We start from the raw sequence: 17,864 nt of genomic DNA on the forward strand, positions 1-17,864 counted from the left end.
TTCTCACCTTTGAGGTAGCGAGGATGCCATGTTCGCAATCATTGACACAAATGAATTTTTGTTACGTCAACCCCTGTCTCGAAGGAATCGTAAGAACAAACTGAGGGCGATTGTTTTAGCACTGTTTCTAGTGCTGTTAGTGAACGGCTGTGGAGCAGGCGGAAAGACACGTGCTACACCGACCCCGACAGCCACCGCGACCCCGACAGCCACCGCGACCCCGACAGGGAAGGGGAAGCAGTCCCCGGTTTCCACGTATGGACCCAACGCCAAGGCCGCCAAGGAATACAAGGGCAAGCTGCCCGTCAACACCATCATTGCGCCCACTTCTCCGCCCACGGTGTTGCCGGCGGGGAAGTTCGGGTGGAGGGATGCACCCGACCTTGACGGCCGGGAACTCCACAACGGGACTGACATCTCCGTCGGCGAAGGCCTGCCCGTGGTCTCGGCCATGGACGGAGTGGTGGAGGACGTGTTCTGGGACGTGTGGGGCGGCAACCGCGTGGAAGTTGTTCACGACGACGGGAAGATGATGAGTACCTACAACCACCTCAAGGACGTCCAGGTCAAAGAGGGGGACGAACTGAAGGCATCCCAGCAGCTCGGCACCGTCGGTCAGACCGGCACACGCGTTACCGGCCCGCACCTGCACTTCGAGATGTGGGTCAAGGGTGAGGTCGCCGACCCACAGACCTTCGACTGGAGGGACGGCTCCAAGACCATTCCCGCGCCTAGGAAATCTCAGCCGCAGGATGAAATCCCCATCGAGAAGCGAGCACCCTCCGATCCCGCAAAGCCCTGTCCCGCCGGACAACCTCAGACACACAATTGCACACCCCTGAATCTCCAGAAGGAGTTGTGTCCGCCCACGGATCCCCGGCGCGGAGACTGTCTGCCCCGAGAAGAGTTGCCTTCCTCGTTTCCTCCTCTCAAGGAATGTAAGTCTTTGGGAGAAGGGCGGTTCAACTGTGATCCCTTTAATCAGTACCCGGGGCCGGAGGACTGCCCGCCGGCGGTGGAGGGCGCGCGGGTCGACTGCCCGACGGTGCCGTCTGATCCGACGACCCCGACGGTGCTGCCTGATCTGAATGACCCGGAGCAGTGTGTTCCGGTCTCCCCGGGGGTGTTCGACTGTGTGCCGATCGCCCCGGTGCCGGGTTCTTCGCCGGGGCCGGAGGACTGCCCGCCGGCGGTGGAGGGCGCGCGGGTCGACTGCCCGACGGTGCCGTCTGATCCGACGACCCCGACGGTGCTGCCTGATGTGGAGATTGTTCCACCCTCTGGTCTCGTCTGACCGGCTTGCCCTTGGGGCGGCTTCAGGATGAGTGACGGGGTTTCCTCCGCCGCTGAAATGACTATGGAGTCGACCGGGGAGCAGGATTTCTTGGGCCATAGCTGTCGCGTGTCCATCCAAAGAGGCGAAGTGCTCCGTTCCGACGGGCAGTTCGATCTGAAGGTGGAAGCTTCGCGGCTCGTTGAGAGCCCGCGGTTCTGCAACGAGATCCTGCTTATCCGCAAACGCTTGACGGCCACTCCTTCGGTCGACTGCAGTAGTGCCGGAGGGGTTGCGCTCGATAACGGGGAGCGGCATCAGCTTCGATGCCCCAGAAATCTCCGACGCCACCTGCCTGGGAGATTGATACTCCTTCGACAACCAGCCAGCACTCAACTGAGACGAAGCCGAAGTTGCCCTCGAAGCGGTTCCGACACCGGCGCCTCTTCGTCCCTCGCGAAGGGGAAGCTGCAAAATGCGAGTATTGCTGGAGCAGTCTTTGGGAGAAGACCGCTGGACTTGCGGATGTCACCTGTCGCTATCAAATCGAGACCGGCATCTTTCTGGACACCTACTTCCTGCACCCTGTGATCAACGGCGACCCTTCCTGATTGGCAAGGGGCCCTCGACGGTGGGATGCTACGGCCGTGTGGGCTTCGGATCGCCGCCTGACCAGCACAGTAGAATTCGCTAGGGATCACTGCAGTGATATCAGTCGCAACGAGCCCTTCTCAACCCACAGCTTCGCCACGGTTATAACCGGACATGGTGCCAGTGGCGGCAAGCGCCCGACCCTGCCGTGCAGATGCGATCAACGCTCCGGCCACCCTGGCCGCGACTGTCATCAGCGCCTAGCGACTATCCCGTGAAGACTCTTGAAACCAACGCTTACTCGTCGGTTCTGCTTGTGACTTCATCGTTAGGCCTGTAATTTTCGGTTTCCTGCTCCCACCAGTAGCGACACCTCCTACGCTGAAGGTCCGCCCGCTTCCCCACGGAGGCCCCGGGACGCTCTGGGCGGGAGACCGAGCTGAGTAATGTCCTACGATGCGTTCCCATGCTGCGTACGCCGAGACTTTCCGGGGGTGGACGCCATGATGAGCACTGACAACGGACGTGCCCTCTGCGGCCCCCCGCAGGCCGAAGGGCTCGTTCGTGAACGCTTGCTCCGGAGGATCGACCCGGTGCTCTCCGCGCGGTTGGGCGTGGTCGTGGCCCCGCACGGGACCGGCAAGACGACGCTGCTGGCGCACTGGGCAGCAAGGAGACAGGCGCGGCTGGTCTGGCACCGGGTGGACCCGGCGGACGCACAACCGGAACGGCTGATGGCCGGCCTCGCCAGGAGTGTGGCCGCGCTCGTGCGCTCTCCCGAGCCGTGCTCCACGGCTGAGCTGGCCTCCCTGGCCGAAGCTGATGGCAGGCCCCTGTTCATCGTGCTCGACGATGTTCACCTGATAGTCGGTACTGCGGCCGAAACCGAACTGGAACGGTTGCTCCTCCTCTGTCCACCCAACGTCCACCTTGTGGTGGCCGGCCGGCTGGTGCCGTCGTTCAACCTCGCCCGTCCCGAGTTCTCGACTGTGGTGCTCGTGGCAGGGGAGGACCTGCGCTTCCGGGCGGACGAGGCCCACGCACTGCTCCAAGACGTCCACGGCCTGCGCATCGATCCGCTCCGGACGCTCGACCTGGTGCGCGCCACGGACGGGTGGGCCGCAGCCGTGCACCTCTTCCACCTCCACGCGATGCGGTGCAGCCCAGTGGAGCGGCATCGAGCGGCATGCGACACCGCGGCCCACTACGCGTGGGACCACCTAAGACGCCACGTGCTCGGCGACCTGACCGCACACGAGGCGGAACTTCTCGGGGTTGCGTCCATGCTCGACCTCGTGACCCCACGGCACTGCGATGCGTTGCTCGGTCCCTCCGGTGCAGCGGAGGCGGTGCTGCCGAAACTCGTACAGCGGTCCTTGCTGGTGGTCGACGACACCGAGCCGGGCCTGCGGATGCCGTGTGTGCTGCGCCGCTACTTCACCGACGAGCTGCGGAAGAGCATGGATTCCACCCGCTACGCCGCACTCCGTGGCCGGGCCGTGGCACTGCTGGAGTACGACGGCTTCCTGGCCAACGCGCTGCGCCTGCTCGCGACCGACGGACGGTGGGCGGAGGCTCGCCAGCTGCTGGCGCGCTCCGGCGCCGAGGCCTTTGTGCCGGGCGCCTGCGCATGGGCAGAGCTGCTGCCTCCCGGGCTGGTGGGCACGGACCCGTGGTTTGCCCTCGCCGAGGCCCGCCGGTTGTACGACGACGGACAGCTCGCCCGGGCGCACGCAGTAGCCTGCCGGGCGCTGGCGCTTGCCGACGACGCCGAGTGCACGGCGATCGCCACGGAGCTCCGGTCCCGATCCTCGGCATGGGGCTCGATCTCAGAGGGTCCGCTCCCAGGAGGAGGGGCCGGGGCCGAACCACCGTTGCGCGCGGCCACCCGGGGCAGTCCCGCTGTTGTCGCCCGTTCCCTCTGTGCAGACTCACCGGAAGAAGATCTGCTGGCGGCGGGGGTCGCCTCCGTGCTGGCAGGCGACCGGCGGACGGCCCTGCCCCCCCTCCGTCGGTGCGCCGAGCTCCTCGACAAGGACCGACCCGCGGCGCTCGCGGCACAGCTCGTCCTGGCGCTCTTCGAGACCGAGGAAATTTGCACCGCCCCCGATACCACAGCCGCCGAGATCGAGGCGGTTCAGCGCCACGCGTGGCTCGCGGGGCTCTCGTGGCTGGCCCGGCTGGCGGACGGCATGCTGGCGATCCTGTCCGGCAGCACAGCGGGCGAGGAGATCGCCGACGCCGTGGCCCGGGACTGCGAACGCCGCGGTGACGCCTGGGGCGCAGCCCTGCTGCACTCCGTCGCACTACTCGCCTGCGTCTCCTCCGGTGTCCCCGAGCGTGAGGGCTACAGAGCCCTCGCCGCGGAGTTCCGCGCCCTGGGCGCGGACGTCCTGGCGTCGTGGGCGCTCTCCCGGGCCGCGTCTCCGCTGAGGGCGGATGCCGTTGCGTCCGCGGCCGAGATGCTCGATAAGCCTTTCGTGGGAGCCCGGCCGACGCTGTGCGACACTCGGCTCGACAGCACGGACCGGAAGAGCGCAGCCGGTTGCCTGAGGGGAAGAGCATCGGAAGGGTCCGGGATTCCCTCGCTCGCCGTGACTTGCTTCGGCGGGCTGACGGTGCATCTGGACGGGGCGCTCGTGGACCTCACCGCGGTGCGCCCCCGGGCCAGGACCGTGCTGCGTCTGCTGGTCCTGAACGCGGGGCGCCCGGTGCACCGGGAACAGCTCGCCAGCACTCTTTGGGCTGATCTGGACGAGCAGCGCGCCCAGCACAACTTGCAGGTGAGCATCTCCGCTCTGCGCCACGTCCTGGATCTGCAAGGGACGGGGGACGGGCGCAGGGCGATCCTGCGTCAGGATGATTCCTACGTGCTAATCGTCGGTCCCGGCTCGTGGTCCGATCTGGCGGAGTTCGACCGGCTCCTGCAGGAGGCGGACCGCTACCACCGGCGGAGAGCCCCGGCACGGGCTGTGGCAGCCCTCCAAAGTGCGGTCGACCTCTACACCGATGACGTCTTCCCGGAGGAAGGCCCCGCCGAGTGGGTGCTGGTCACCCGGGACCGCTATCGATTGCGGGCGGCTCGGGCAGCCGGGGCGCTGGCACGCACGAGCTGGTCCCTCGGGCAGGAGCAACAGGCAGTCGGCGCGGCGGCCCGCAGCGTGGAGATCAACCCCTGGAGTGACGAGTCCTGGCGGTTGCTCATCGCCCTGCTGCGGGACTCCGGAGAGGTGGCCGAGGCCGAGCGCACGCGCCGGCGCTACTGCGACATGCTGGCGTCACTGGGCATCGACTCCGGAACTGGCCCCGGCGGCGGTGAGGACCGGGACCACGTCCGGCCAGCCTGAAGCTCGCCGCCGAGCGCGCTTCCACTTCCCGAGGCCGTGACTCCGTTCCACACCAGATACACCACTACCAGGACGACCAGGACGATGAGCGCCCACACCAGCGGTGATAAACCCTTTTGGCGCGGGCGTGACTGTCCCGCGGACTGGGGTGGGGGAGAAGCCAGGGCGCGGCTGAGGTCCAAAGCGCAGCGGCGGCAGAAGTGCCGATCGGGGGAGTTCCCCGCCCCGCAGCGGGGACAGACGATCTCCCCTGGTGCAGGCGGCGTCTCTGGTTCCTCCTCGGGAGGGCGAGGATGCCGGACGCGGATCTCCTCGGGCGGGATGGGGGGCGGGTCACCGGGTCTGTGACCGCTCCGGGAGCGAGCCTCATTCTCCGGCATCCGCGGCAGCACGACGGTCCGGTCGTCGGGCTCGGGGTTGGCGGGCCATTTTGAGACCTTGCCCTCTTTGTGGTGTGTGCGTACCGGTTCCGATGCCGGTTCATCCTGGGGAACAGTCGGATGCTGTTCTGATGAAGGCTCGGCATGTCGTTCCGGGGCCGGGACGGGACGCGGTTCTGGAGTCGGCGCGGGGTCATTTCGCCAAGGCTCGGGAGCAGAGGTCGGGGTGGACATGGCCCGCCCGGGAGTCGGGTGCGGACCGTTGTCCCATTCCAGGTAGGTGCCGCAGTTGGTGCAGAACCGGGTGCCCGCGGTGTTGCGGGTGCCGCACTCCGGACAGATCAGCATGGCGTCCTCCTCAATACCCGGTTCCGGTCGCCAGTACCACCTCGAGTGTGTGCGGGATGTGGGCGGGCTTCACGGCAGCGACCACGGCGTCCAGCCTCCGCACGTCGACGTCGTCCGGGGACCGGGTGTGGACCCGGACGTGCAGGGCCGCACGAGGGGTGCCGGGAAATTCGGAGCCCGGCGATGAGGACCACATCGTGCCCCCGGAGTCCTCGACATCGACGTCGACGACCCCCGTCCCGGTCAGCCGCACGGCGTCGGCGATGCCTGCCGCAGTGCCCCGGCGCCGGTGGATCAGAGCGCCGTGGGCCACGACCTCCCGCCGCTGGGCCACGGGCCAGTGCTCATCGACGCGCACGCCCACCCACTCGGCCAGCCAGGTGAGGAAGTCCTCGGGGGCGAGCCAGGGGTCGATGTACGACGCCAGCCCGTCGAGGGTGAGGAAAACTGGGGCGAGCGACTCGTCGAAGCCCGCCAGGAACCGCTGCAGGAACTCGTCCTCCTGCAGGACGGCCGGTAGCCGGGAGGCCACCGGGACGGGGGTCGGGAGTCCGGGGATCCGTCCACGCATCTCATTCGCCTTCCGTGACGCGCACCTGGTGCCCGAAGGAGAACACCAGGTCGTGCCTGCCCAGCTCAACCCGTTGGACGGGATCCCCGCGATCGCCGGTGCGCGGATCGGCGGCGAAGAGCAGCACGTCGTCCACGATCTCCGTGCCGGGGAGCCTCTGCAGGACGGCGTGCACTTCGCCGGCCTGCACCGGCCGGCCGAAGGGCCAGCCGTCGCTGTCGGGCCCACCGCGGATGGGGTCGAAGTACCGGTAGAGTGCCCGCAGCGCCTCGCGTTTGAGGCCGTCGGCGGCCACCCGGCGGCGCGCCGTCAGGCGGGCCACGACGGTCACGCCGCGGTAGCGGGGCGGCTCCACGACGACGCGCACCCCCACCGGGCGCCGCTCGTCCAGGTACTCCGCCACGGCCGAAAGTGTGTCCTCGTCGGGGACGAGGTCGCCGAAACGGAGCCGGTCGTCGTCGTCGGGCACGGCGGTGGGAACCACCAGCACGCGCACCCCACCTGCCTCGGCCGCGGTGGTCGCGGGGAGGCACCGTACCCGGGCGATGCCCGGGGCGGCCCGGCGGGACAGCTGCTCGTAGTCCTCGGCGGTGACGGCGCGGTCGCGGGTCCGCAGAGCTAGCGGGCCGCGCTCTCGCGCCTGATCGACGGTCTCCATGGCCACCCCGCCCTGAGCGGCACGGCGGTTCTCAACTCGGACCACGAACGGGACCGTGGAGCGCAGCACGGACACCGCGTGGGCGACGACGTTGCCGCGCGGGCCTCCTCCGGTCCGGTACTCCGGGATCCGCACGGTGCTGCCGACGGGCGGGACGGCGCCGTAGGCGCGCAGGGAGCCGTCGGCCTCCCGGACGGCGGGCGGGAAACGGACGACGCCTGCGGCACGGTCCAGGACGACCACCCGGTCCTCCGGGTCGCTGTTGGCGAAGTGGTCCACCTCCCGCCAGGTCTGCCACCCGGCACCGTCCGTGACCTCCACGGTGAAGGGGGTTCCCCCGGGCACCACGGGCCGGCGGGCCAGGGGGAACGCCTGGCCGGGCACGCCGTCGGAGGTGCCGAGGACCTCGACGTGGACGGTCTCCGCGTGCACGGCAGGAACAGAGCCGCCTATGGTGAAGGCGCTGACCGTCCGGACCCGGGGCGAGGCGCTGTAGGGCGGGTATCCCTCCAGCGGATGGACAACCCGGCAGCGCACCCAGCCCGCCCGCGCGCCGCCGACCACGGACGCCGTGTGCGCGTGGGGCAGGTGGACGACCACGTCACCGGGCCGGTTGAGGCCGCCCGTCTCGTCCTTGTCCACGTCGCAGCGGGTCCACCCGGAGCCGGTCCACGCCTCCCACACCAGGGGCGGGTAGCGGGGATCCACGCCGACGCCGCGGACCTCGCAGTCGAACCGGAGGGCCAGCGCGCAGGAGGGGGCGCTGTCGTCGAGGCCCAGCAGCAGCGCGTCGTCAGGGGTGGGTGGCTCGCCGAAGGCCGGGAAGTCCTCGTCCCCGCGGGGGCGGACCGGGCGCGGCACGGGCTCACCCCCGCGGGTGGTCGTTCGGAGGTGGGCCAGCCTCCTCGGCGGGATCACCAGTTCCCGGGCGGTCTCGAAGGAGACGGCCTCGTCCTCGTCGGTGCGCCGCGTGGCGGCCTCGGTGCCCCGGGGCACGACCACGGCGTTGGGCTGGGGCGCCGAGAGCCACAGCAGCAGCTCCACGGTGGCGGCCGTGGGCGGGTGCAGGCCGACCCCCAGCAGTTCCAGGAACGCGATGTACAGGCGGTCCGGGAGACGATTGAGGCGGTAGAAGAGCTCGTCCGTCATGAACGCGAACGCCTCGATCAAGGTCACCCCCGGATCGGAGACGTTGTGGTCGGTCCACTCGGGGCAGCGCTGGGCGATCATCCGCTTGGCATCGTCCACCAGATCCTGGAAACGCCGATCGTCGAGGTTCGGGGAGGGAAGCATCGGATCACGTCTCCTGGTCGTGGCGGGGGATCGTGTAGAAGGGGAAGACCAGGTTGCGCGGGTCGTTGGCGCCCCGCACGGTGTACTGCACCTCGATGAGCAGGACCCCGTCCGTGGCGGTGTCCAGGTGCACCAGGACGTCCTCCAGGTTGATCCGCGGCTCCCACCGGTCGAGGGCCACTCGCACCGCGAAGGCGATGTCCCCGGCCGTGGCCGCGTCCGCGGGGGCGAACACATAGTCGTGCACGGCGCAGCCGAACTCGGGGCGCATGGGCCGCTCGCCGGGCGAGGTGGCCAGGATGAGGTAGATGCTCTCCTCGATCTCCCGGATCTCCCGGACCAGGGCGACGCCGCCCGTGCGGTCCGTGCGCACCGGGAAAGCCCACCCGGAGCCGATGAACTCCTGTCCCACCGTCCTGCCCCCTTCTCGCGGCGCGGTCGTCCGGCCACGCCTAGTTGATGCGGACCAGCCCACCCCTGATCGTGGTGGTGGCGGAGCCCGAGAGCTCCGCCGTGGCGGAGGCGTCGACCTTCACGCTCGCGCCCCTCAGGTCGGCCGTGGCCCGGCCCTCGACGGACACCGTGGCACCCTTGAGCGCGAGCGCGGAGGCCGCTTCAACCGTCACATTCCTGCCCTTGACGGTGACGTCCCCCGTGGCCGTGGTGACGTCGACCTTGTCCTTGGCCGTGACGGTGACCGGGCCCTCCGAGACGATCTCGATCCCCGCCTTGCCCTTCTGGACGAGGGAGACCTTCTGCCTGCCGCCGTGGGTGCTCAGCGTCAGCCGCTCCTCCCCGGGGGTCTCCACGAACTCGACGAGCATCCCGGTGCGGGAGACGAAGGCGCGCCGCTCGATGGCCCCGTCGGTGGAGCCGACGTGCTCGGACCACTCTTTGTCCGGCTGATCCTGGCCGTTGTAGAGGCCCCCCAGGACGAAGGGCTGCTGGAAGCTGCCCTGGCCGAAGGCGACGAGCACTTCGTCTCCCACCTCGGGCAGGACCACGGTGCCACGGCCCGCCCCGGCTCCGAGTTGCACGGTCCGCACCCACCCGCTCTCGTAGGTGTCGGAGAGCAGGGGGAACTTGAGCTTGACCCGTCCCTGGTTGTCGGGGTCCTGCGCGGCGGTCACCACCGCGTTGAGCACCCCGGGGAACCCTGCCGGGCGGCCAGTGCCCGTGGCCCCGCCTGCGGCGACGCCGTAGAACGAGCGCTCGGAGGCGTGGCTGACGGTGAAGGATGTCTGATAGCCGCTCTCGGGGCTGAACTCGTGGCGCGAGGAACTGAGGGTGTAGCGGCCCTCGAACGGCTTGCCGACGCCCACCAGGGAGACAGCTGCCCCGGAGCGCAGCCGGGGATTGCCCCGTGCCACGCCGTCGAGCTCGGCGAAGCCCCCGGCGACGTGGCTCGCCAGGGCGGCGGCCGCGCTCTCGCACTGGGCCGGCTGGTCGAAGACTGTGGCGGGGGCGACGTAGCGGGGACTGTCGAACTGCTTGGCCAGGTCTACGGGCCGGACGTCCGGGAGCACAGCGCTGGTAGTTTCGGCGGGGGCGACGGCCACGATCTCTCGCTTGCCGTCCACGTCCCAACCCCGCACCTCGACGTCGGGCACCTGGTCGGCGGCAGTCACCGTGCCGCGCAGCACCAAGAGGTTGACCCCCTTCTCGACGACCAGGGGATCCCGCCGCGCGCCTCTCTCCCCGCCGGGCGCAGTGGAGGCGTCGGTGGCGGCCGTGAAGTGCAGGGCGCCGTCGGAGACGCTGAGCAACGCCCCCGCCTCGTGGGCGAGGCGACGGAGGAAGTCCCAGTCGTTGACCCCGTCCTGGGCCACGTGCTGGAGGACGGGGCCCTGGGCATCGATCGTGCCCGTTCGCAGACCGGCCCGGGTGGCGACCTTCCGGGCGATGTCCGCGGCAGTGCTCTGCAGGTAGGCCTCCACCCGTCGGCCGCGGAAGAGCCGGTGCGAGTGGTCCAGGCCGCGCACCACCGTGTATGCGCCGTCGCTGCCGAGCTCGGTCTCGAGGGCGGTCACCTCGCCCGAGAGCAGGGGCGTGGGACCGGAAGGGCCGCTCGTCTGAACGGAGAGCTTCACAGGGTCACCGATCCGCACGGAGGTCTTCTCGAGGAACGTGGCGTTCGCGTCGCTGTAGCGCAGCACGAACAGGTCCGGGACGTTGGCGCTGTCGTCCACGTAACCGGCCAGGAACAGCGCCGCGAGATCGGGCGGCAGCGCCTTGCCCTGGATCTCGACCAGCAGCGTGCTGCTGTACTCCTCACCGAAGGCCATCCCTTGCCTCCCTCCGCGGTGCGCCGGTCCGCTGGGGGCGGAGCACCTCGTCCGTGGTGGGCAGCAGCAAGGTGCTGCCCGGCCGCAGGCGCATGGGGTCGTCGAGCCGGTTCAGCTCGGCAACCGCCCGCCACAGGGCGGGATTGCCGTATTCGGCGTAGGCGATGGCGGCGAGGGTGTCGCCGTCGACGACCGTGTGGGCCCTGCGGGGCACGAGGCCGCCCGAGGTGGGGTTCTGTCCAGGGGGCTCTCCCTTGATCTCCTCGAGGGTGACAGTGCATGTGGCCCGGATCGGAAGCCCTGCCGCCGTGAACAAGGTGTACTTCGCCTGCACACTGCTGATGTACGCCACGAAGCCGGTCAGGCTGCCCCAGCGGAACAGCACCCACGGGGGCGAGCTCTTCTTCCGCTGGTGGGAGTCCGCGGTCGGCACGCAACAGACGAACAGTTGCTCCACCCGCTTGACCACGCTGTCGTTCCGGGTCGCGGACGCGTCGAAGAACATCTCCAGCGTCAGCTTCGAGGGCTGGGGCCCCTTGTACTGCGGGGTGCTGTTCTTCTTGCCCTTGCCGCTGTCCGGCTGCCAGGAGGCCGACTTCGCCAACGTCAGCTCCTTGGGGTTGAACTGAAACTCGATCTTGCCCATCGACGGCCCGGGCTTGTCGAGGGACCCGTCCTTGGAGGGCTCGAAGAGCTGCAGGTAGGCGTGCTCCAGCTTCGGGGCGAACGCGTCGCGGCGTGGTCCCTTGCCGGCGGACGGCGTGGCCGTGGCGCTCATCGCTTCGGTCGTGGAAGACATGCTGTTCGCCTCCTTGCGGGGCTGGCCGTCAGTTGTGGCCCGTCGGGACGGCCACGAAGCCGTGATGGGCGATCTCCAGGGTCTCCAGGAGGACCTTCGGCTGGTCCGGGTTGAAGGAGGGGCCTTTCCACCGCACGGGCACGACGCCCTGGAGCTGCCACGACGCGATCTTCGTCCCTTTGCCGTTCCTGGCTTCGATGAGGCCGGTGTAGCGGTCGTAACCGCTTGCCAGCGCCGCGAACCAGGAGGCGATCTTCGCCGTATCGGGTCCCAGGGGTCGGGTGAGGGTGATGTTGGGGTACTTGAGCCGGCTCGGGAGCTGCCAGACGAAGTCGTTGTTGCCGCCCTCCTCCCGGGTCTCCATCACCACCTCGCACCCGAGGCCTTCGCAGGTGCTGAAGGACCCCAGGCTCTGTTTGTCCAGCGTGACCACGTACTGCACATTGACCGCGGTGTCCACGCCTTCCATGACATTGTCCATCTCCGTCTCCTCAGCGCACGTCGGTCCGCAGACCGCGGCGCTCGCGGTCCAGGAGCATGTCGGCCTTGATCCGCCGCACGATCGGCGCGACGAGCCGTTGGGCGAGCTCGTCGACCTGTTCCGGGCTCATTCCCGTGTCGCCCGGCGTCCCGGGCGCGGCACCCGGTGCGGCTGCCGGTGCGCCGCCGGGTGCCGCGCCGGGACCGGCTGGAAGGGTCGTCGAACGGCTGTCCTCGGTGGCGCCCGCAGCCTCGCGCTGGACGGCCGTCGTGCCGCCGTCCGCGGGAACGAGCCCCAGGCTGGGTGCCGCGCCGGCCGTGGTCTCCTGCCGCTGGACGGAGTTCTGCATGGTGGGGGAGGCATCACGGGAGAAGATCGCCCCGGGCGGTTCCCGGGACGGAAGGGCGAGGCGCATCGTCGCGGGCTCCGCGTTGCTCGCCGGCGGGGTCTGGCTCCACGCCGGCGGCACCGCCCCCGCGACGTGGCGTCCTCCTCCCGGAGGAGCGACGACGCCAGCCGATGTCGTCCCCCAGCGCAGCGATGCCTCGTGCGTGGCCGAGGGACCAGCCGGTGCCGATGGGGGTGTGGAACGCTGGACCACGCCGACGGGCGAAGGCCCGGACGGTGAGGTGCCGCCCGGTGGAGGGCGGTGCCCTGACCGGGGCAAATCCCCGTCGGTTCCCCCCGCCGGGAGGGCCACCGCGGTCGGGATGATTCTCTGCGCCGGTCCGCCCCGTTCAAGGCGGAGAACGGTATCGGCTGAGCCCTCCGCCTCGGGGACACCGACCTGGTCGGGCCGGAGGGACAGCGCGGCCGTGGTGCTGTGGGCAACCGCGGGTGCCGGTCCCGGACCCGCCGACGGAGCCTGCACCGAGGTCCCCGCTCCGCGCAGGGGGGAGGCCACAGCTGAGGGCACCGCTTCCCAGGACGTGGCGGCGGGTTCTGAGCCGCCGACGGCCTGTGCGCTGCTCCGTTGCACCGGGAATGACGACCGTGCCGCCGTCGGCGCCGGGCCCACGAACCCCTGTCCAGGATCCGTGGGCGCGTCGAGGGGAGGAACAGCACGTGCTGGTGACCCCGGGGGTCGACTGACCGCGGTGGCCTGCGGCCGGTGACCTTCACCGGCCGAGCGCGAGACCATGGGCAGCTCCATGGGAGGGAGCAGCCTGGAAGGACCGGCGGGATGCGCGACCGTCATCCGCTGCACCGGGGGCCGAACTCCTGGGGGAGATCCGGCGCCTGCTGAATCGGTGCCTGCTGGATCGGTGCCTGCTGGATTTGCACCGGCCGAGCCTGCGTCGGTCGAGCCCACGTCGGCCTCCTCCGATCCCGTGGCCATCGTGGGGAGGCTGGAACCTTCACCCGCGGCACGGCCGTCGCCACCCGCTGCGGACACGACTCGCGGTGATGCGGTCGCCCGGGAAACCACAGGCAGGTCATCCGGGCGGTGGGACGCCGAGGAAGGGTCCGTCCCCGGACGGTCTGGAGACGACAGCAGTTGCCGCGGATCGTCGACGGGACTGCTGGTCGGCCGGCTCGGGGGAGTGGTGAGAGCCACGGCTTCTGGCCGCGGAGCTGACGGAGAGGCCGCCACCAGGGGAGGGGACGGCATCGGCTCCGCACCGTCGGCCGGAGGGTCCGGAGCAGCGGCCGAACGGTCCTCGGCGACGGGCTGCCGGAGGTGCCCGGCCATATCGTCCTCCGGTGCGCGCTGCAGGGTTCCGGCGGCGGGCGTCCTCCGCGCCGGACCCCCCGCCCCTCCGTCCGTGGCGGCCCGGTCGACGGGGACGTCGCACGCGACCGCGGAGCGGCCAACCACGCGCAGAAACTCCGCTGAGCCACTATCGAGTGACCGCCCACCCATGGAGCGAGGAGAGCCGTCGGGATGCGGGCCATGGCCGTGGACGGGGAGGACCGGAACGGTCGGCCGCGTCGCGGTGGGCCCGGTGGGTGCCGGGGGCGCCTCGGTCGGCGCGGTCCGGTCCGTCCCCGTCGACCGTGACTCCACGGGGCTGTTGGAGATCGCGGACTCCCCCTGAGGAGCCACCGACGGCGACGACGGAGCCGGTGCGCCACGCGGTGAGGGTATCGGCGGCGGGGAAGACGTCGCAGCCTCCGGCGATAGGGGAGACCGTGCGGCAACCGGCCCCCGCCCGTGCTCCTGCGAGGACTCAGGAAACACCGGGCTCCGTTGCAGCGCCGTGGTAGGAGGCGCGCCGGTTTCGGAGGTGCCCGACGGATGGGTGGCATTGGACCACGGCCGGCCCAGCCCCAGTTTCCGCGGGAACGAGGAAACTGCTGCCGGGTCAGGAGAGGGCGGAGCCCCGGTGCCAGTGGTTGCCCGGCTGCGCTGGGCGGTCGGTCGGACGGGCAACGGAACGGACGTGGCCGTGCCATCGAAGGCGCTGCCCGCGTCGCTCCCGGGCAAATCTGCCACCTGCCGTTGCAGGGGCAGGGAAGGACCGGTCGCGGCGGGTTCCGAACCGGCCGACGCATCGACGCCGTCGGTTGCCGGGGAGACTGCGTCGTCGGATGCATGTGTGCCGTGCGCAGGTTTCTCGGGTGCTGACGTCCCGAACACTGTGTCGGCCAGAACGTCGCCCGGGGCATCATGCTCGCCTTGGTCGTCCGGAGACGCTCCGGCATCCTCCTCCGCATCGGGGAGCGCGGGGAGCTCAAGCACGCCGAAGCCGCCCTGCGGGACAGTGGTCAGGGATCGTCCCTGCGCCGGGGCGCCCGCGGCGAGGCGTTGCACCGGTGCGGTCGGACCGACCTGGCCACCCCGGATGCCCTGGGATCTCGGGGGCGCATGCAGAAGCATCTCCACGGGTCCGGACGCCTGTCCAGTGCGCTCGGGCATCGGGCCGGCGTCCGCGCCGTCGAGGTCGATGACGCCCGTCGGAGCGTCCGCGCTGATCAGATGGGACATCGTGCTGGTGAACGAAGGGTTGACCCGCGTGGGGAGCCCCTGCGTGAACCAGTGGGGCGCCGTCGTCGTCTCCAGGTCCCCGAGCGTGCGCTGAAGGGGAGGCAAGAACGCCCAGCCTGCCGGGGAGGGGGCAGGGTCGGCCGGACCGCGGGGCAGTGCCGCGGGACTCGTGCCGGGGGGTGTCTCCGGGGCGGGTTCTGGTTCCTTCCTCTGCCACGGCCACCGCACGGCTCAGCGCTCCTCGCTCAGCCGGCGGTTGATGTCGGCGATCTCCCGGACGTAGCGCAGGCGCTGGCCGTGCTCCAGGTCCAGGATGTCGTCGAGCCCCCAGTGGAAGTGGTACGCCACGTACGCGACCTCCTCGTGGATCCGGTCGGACGCGTACGTCATGATTCCCCCAGGCGACCACCGGCGAGGTCCGCGGTGAAGCGGTGCGAGCACTCCGGGCACGTCACGGCGATCCGGGTGTGCCCCTCGGCGTTGACCTGCCGGTACAGGCTTTGGAGGAACGCCACGTCGGAGGCGAACATGTTCTCCACCACGTTCGAGGTGATCGACCCCAGCGTCCCGAGGGACGTGATGACCCTGCTCAGCAGCACCACCGTGGTGTAGGCGGGATTCTCCTGCACCCGGGCGTCGTAGAGCGGGAGCAGCTCGTCGCGGGCGGTGGCCAGGCGCATGACCCCGGAGCGGTGCACCGTCCCGTCCTGGTCCACGTAGCCGCGCGGCAGGTCGAAGGCGAACTCCGTCCTGAGCGCCGACCGCTCGTCCCGGCGTTCCTGGGGCGGCGCGGTGCCCGCCGTGGTGCCTGCGTGCTCGGACGCCGGCACCACCCCCGCGGTCCCATGGATGCGCTGCATCACTCGACCGTCGACTCGTCGTAGCAGATCACGAACTTCTCCGTGGTCTGCTCCGTGGCGCCGGCCTTGAGGGAGTTGACCTCCACGCTGCGCACCCAGCAGTTGGTGAAGTTGTAGGTCTTGACGGTCTCCCCCTTGTAGTCGAGCAGGGCGACGGCAGCGGTCTTGCGGGCGCCGGCCACGTCGCCCTCCATGACAGTCTTGAGCCAGTCCGTCACGGTCTTGCTCTCCGTCAGACCGCGGGTCACGGTGAGTTCTCCCGCCTTGGGCCGGCCGATCAGCTGGCGGATGACGTACTTGCCGTCCTGGGTCTGCTGCTTGAGCTCGATCTTGTCGACCTCGTGCTTCAGGCCGCTGACCTCGATCACGCGCGGCACCTCGATGCCGTCGATGGTGACCGTGAAGCCGTTGGCCGGGGCGTTGTCGAAATCGGCGAGTGGCATGGTCCTGGTCCTTTCCGGGCGATCATTCGTTCACGAGGCTGGTGCCGCCGGAGAACTGCGACAGCTGGAACACGACGAACTCGGCGGGCTTCACCGGTGCGACCCCCACCTGGCAGACCACCTGGCCGGCGTCGATGCCCTCGGCGGGGTTGGTCTCGGCGTCGCACTTCACGAAGAACGCCTCACCGGGAGTGGTCCCGAACAGGGCGCCCTTGCGCCACTCGTTCGTCAGGAAGGCGCTGATCGTGCGGCGGATGCGGGCCCACAGCGCCGGGTCGTTGGGCTCGAAGACCGCCCACTGGGTTCCCTGCAGGATGGACTCCTCTAGGTAGTTGAACAGCCGCCGCACGTTCACGTAGCGCCACGCGGCATCGCTGGAGAGCGTACGGGCGCCCCAGACCCGGATGCCGCGGCCCGGGAACGAGCGGACGCAGTTCACCCCGATCGGGTTGAGCAGCTCCTGCTCGGCGCTGGTGATGTTCGTCTCCAGGCTCGTCACCCCGCGGATCACCTCGTTCGCCGGGGCCTTGTGCACGCCGCGGGTGTCGTCGTTGCGGGCCCAGACGCCGGCGACGTGCCCCGACGGCGGGACGAAGCGGTGGATCCCCTCGGACGGGTCCAGGACCTTGAGCCGCGGCCAGTAGAGGGCCGCGTACTTGGAGTCGTAGCCGGCGTCGTTGACGCGCCACTCCTTGATCCGCTGGGCGTTCAGCCCCGGCGGCGGGTCGATGATGGCCATCCGGTCGCCCATCAGCTCGCAGTGGGCGATCAGCGCCAGCTGCACGGCCTTGAGGGTCTCCCCGTCGATCGCACCCTGCTCGTAGGCGGCGATCAGGTCGGGGACGGCGACCATGGTGACCTCGTCCACGGCCTCGAGGCCGCTGAAGCCGGTCCGGTCCGCGGCGTCGCCCACGTAGGCGTCCGCGCTGAGGGCGTCGGCCGAGGGGGGCTCCGGCTCGGGCTCCGGGGCCTGCAGCTGCACGGTGCCGCGGTCGGGCTTGGAGGGGGCGCTACCGGTCGCGATCTCCTCAATGGTTACGAGCTTCGATTCGGCGCTCACCTTCGTGGCCACGTTGTTGGGGCCCTTCTTGGTGGTCACGTTGTCGAAGACCTCGGGCTGGCGTCCCTCGACGGTGATGGTGATCTTGAACTGGTCCTCCGGGGGAGTCTCCCCACCGGGGGCGTCGAACTCGACCGTCACGGGTTTCGGGTTGGCCGCCGTGGACTTCGCGGTGATGCGGTAGCCGCCCACCTCGGCCATCGGGGGGCCGGCCACCGCCTTCGGCTGCTTCGCCTTCGACCGCTGCCCGTCCCCGTCGGCGCCGTCGGCCCCGATGCGGACGATGTAGCAGTTGCCGCCCCCGTTGAGGAAGTACCCGTAGACCGAGTGGGCCAGGTAGGACCCGGGCACGAAGTCACCGAAGGTCTCGGAGAACTGGGTCCAGTTGGACACCAGGGTGGGCTCGTTGACGGGGCCCTTGGCCGCCAGGCCCACGAACGCGGCGACCGCCGTGCCCACTCCCTCGATCGGGCGGGTGCCCGCCTCGACCTCCTGGACGTAGACGCCGGGCGAAAGATAGGTAGGCATCGTGTCTCTCCTCGGAAG

The 17,864-nt window shown here is 70.0% G+C and carries 14 protein-coding genes; 2 read left to right on the forward strand and 12 right to left on the reverse strand.

Annotation, left to right across the window (positions count from 1 at the left end; translation table 11 throughout):
- Positions 1 to 28 precede the first annotated feature (28 nt).
- The gene (locus GMA12_RS18700; protein ID WP_240898515.1) at positions 29 to 1,294 is read left to right on the forward strand and encodes a M23 family metallopeptidase; all 1,266 of its coding nucleotides are present in this window, start codon (positions 29 to 31) and stop codon (positions 1,292 to 1,294) included.
- Between the two features lie 1,073 nt (positions 1,295 to 2,367).
- The gene (locus tag GMA12_RS02115; protein ID WP_240898561.1) at positions 2,368 to 5,211 is read left to right on the forward strand and encodes an AfsR/SARP family transcriptional regulator; all 2,844 of its coding nucleotides are present in this window, start codon (positions 2,368 to 2,370) and stop codon (positions 5,209 to 5,211) included.
- Here the strand turns inward: GMA12_RS02115 and GMA12_RS19480 are convergent.
- From GMA12_RS19480 to GMA12_RS02175, 12 genes are all read right to left on the reverse strand, one after another.
- Positions 5,124 to 5,939 (reverse strand): zinc-ribbon domain-containing protein, encoded by an 816-nt coding sequence (locus GMA12_RS19480; protein ID WP_156266598.1) that lies wholly within the window; start codon positions 5,937 to 5,939, stop codon positions 5,124 to 5,126. The genes GMA12_RS02115 and GMA12_RS19480 overlap by 88 nt on opposite strands.
- Before the next feature lie 10 nt (positions 5,940 to 5,949).
- Entirely contained in the window at positions 5,950 to 6,510 is a 561-nt protein-coding gene (locus GMA12_RS02125; protein WP_156266600.1) for a phage tail protein I, read from the reverse strand.
- A gap of 1 nt (position 6,511) precedes the next feature.
- Positions 6,512 to 8,461 carry a putative baseplate assembly protein gene (locus GMA12_RS02130; protein ID WP_156266602.1) on the reverse strand — a complete coding sequence of 650 codons (1,950 nt, stop codon included), beginning with the start codon at positions 8,459 to 8,461 and terminating at the stop codon, positions 6,512 to 6,514.
- Positions 8,462 to 8,465: 4 nt separating this feature from the next.
- Positions 8,466 to 8,873, reverse strand: coding sequence for a GPW/gp25 family protein (locus GMA12_RS02135; RefSeq protein WP_162459359.1), 408 nt, complete (start codon positions 8,871 to 8,873; stop codon positions 8,466 to 8,468).
- A gap of 40 nt (positions 8,874 to 8,913) precedes the next feature.
- Positions 8,914 to 10,746, reverse strand: a complete 1,833-nt coding sequence (locus GMA12_RS02140; protein ID WP_156266604.1) for a VgrG-related protein — start codon at positions 10,744 to 10,746, stop codon at positions 8,914 to 8,916.
- Positions 10,733 to 11,545 carry a CIS tube protein gene (locus GMA12_RS02145; protein ID WP_240898516.1) on the reverse strand — a complete coding sequence of 271 codons (813 nt, stop codon included), beginning with the start codon at positions 11,543 to 11,545 and terminating at the stop codon, positions 10,733 to 10,735. Before GMA12_RS02145 ends, GMA12_RS02140 begins: the two co-directional genes overlap by 14 nt.
- 28 nt (positions 11,546 to 11,573) lie before the next feature.
- Entirely contained in the window at positions 11,574 to 12,026 is a 453-nt protein-coding gene (locus tag GMA12_RS02150) for a phage tail protein (RefSeq protein ID WP_206064620.1), read from the reverse strand.
- A gap of 10 nt (positions 12,027 to 12,036) precedes the next feature.
- A complete protein-coding gene (locus GMA12_RS02155; RefSeq protein WP_156266606.1) occupies positions 12,037 to 12,441 on the reverse strand; it encodes a hypothetical protein in 405 nt (134 codons plus the stop codon).
- A 2,745-nt stretch (positions 12,442 to 15,186) separates the two neighbouring features.
- The gene (locus GMA12_RS18405) at positions 15,187 to 15,345 is read right to left on the reverse strand and encodes a DUF6760 family protein (RefSeq protein ID WP_156266608.1); all 159 of its coding nucleotides are present in this window, start codon (positions 15,343 to 15,345) and stop codon (positions 15,187 to 15,189) included.
- A complete protein-coding gene (locus GMA12_RS02165; RefSeq protein ID WP_240898517.1) occupies positions 15,342 to 15,815 on the reverse strand; it encodes a hypothetical protein in 474 nt (157 codons plus the stop codon). Before GMA12_RS02165 ends, GMA12_RS18405 begins: the two co-directional genes overlap by 4 nt.
- Positions 15,815 to 16,258, reverse strand: a complete 444-nt coding sequence (locus tag GMA12_RS02170) for a phage tail protein (protein ID WP_156266610.1) — start codon at positions 16,256 to 16,258, stop codon at positions 15,815 to 15,817. Before GMA12_RS02170 ends, GMA12_RS02165 begins: the two co-directional genes overlap by 1 nt.
- Positions 16,259 to 16,280: 22 nt before the next feature.
- Positions 16,281 to 17,846, reverse strand: coding sequence for a phage tail sheath family protein (locus tag GMA12_RS02175; RefSeq protein WP_156266612.1), 1,566 nt, complete (start codon positions 17,844 to 17,846; stop codon positions 16,281 to 16,283).
- Between the last annotated feature and the right edge of the window lie 18 nt (positions 17,847 to 17,864).

Source organism: Kocuria sediminis (genome assembly GCF_009735315.1).
GTDB classification, from domain to species: Bacteria; Actinomycetota; Actinomycetes; order Actinomycetales; family Micrococcaceae; genus Kocuria; species Kocuria turfanensis.

Bases quoted from the DNA above. Each gene is read 5' to 3' on its own strand.
- GMA12_RS02125 (WP_156266600.1), bottom strand. From the start codon at position 6,510: ATGCGTGGACGGATCCCCGGACTCCCGACCCCCGTCCCGGTGGCCTCC.
- GMA12_RS02155 (WP_156266606.1), bottom strand. From the start codon at position 12,441: ATGCGCCTCGCCCTTCCGTCCCGGGAACCGCCCGGGGCGATCTTCTCC.
- GMA12_RS02170 (WP_156266610.1), bottom strand. From the start codon at position 16,258: ATGCCACTCGCCGATTTCGACAACGCCCCGGCCAACGGCTTCACGGTC.
- GMA12_RS19480 (WP_156266598.1), bottom strand. From the start codon at position 5,939: ATGCTGATCTGTCCGGAGTGCGGCACCCGCAACACCGCGGGCACCCGG.
- GMA12_RS02165 (WP_240898517.1), bottom strand. From the start codon at position 15,815: ATGCAGCGCATCCATGGGACCGCGGGGGTGGTGCCGGCGTCCGAGCAC.
- GMA12_RS02140 (WP_156266604.1), bottom strand. From the start codon at position 10,746: ATGGCCTTCGGTGAGGAGTACAGCAGCACGCTGCTGGTCGAGATCCAG.
- GMA12_RS02145 (WP_240898516.1), bottom strand. From the start codon at position 11,545: ATGTCTTCCACGACCGAAGCGATGAGCGCCACGGCCACGCCGTCCGCC.
- GMA12_RS18405 (WP_156266608.1), bottom strand. From the start codon at position 15,345: ATGACGTACGCGTCCGACCGGATCCACGAGGAGGTCGCGTACGTGGCG.
- GMA12_RS02175 (WP_156266612.1), bottom strand. From the start codon at position 17,846: ATGCCTACCTATCTTTCGCCCGGCGTCTACGTCCAGGAGGTCGAGGCG.
- GMA12_RS02115 (WP_240898561.1), top strand. From the start codon at position 2,368: ATGATGAGCACTGACAACGGACGTGCCCTCTGCGGCCCCCCGCAGGCC.
- GMA12_RS18700 (WP_240898515.1), top strand. From the start codon at position 29: ATGTTCGCAATCATTGACACAAATGAATTTTTGTTACGTCAACCCCTG.
- GMA12_RS02150 (WP_206064620.1), bottom strand. From the start codon at position 12,026: ATGGACAATGTCATGGAAGGCGTGGACACCGCGGTCAATGTGCAGTAC.
- GMA12_RS02130 (WP_156266602.1), bottom strand. From the start codon at position 8,461: ATGCTTCCCTCCCCGAACCTCGACGATCGGCGTTTCCAGGATCTGGTG.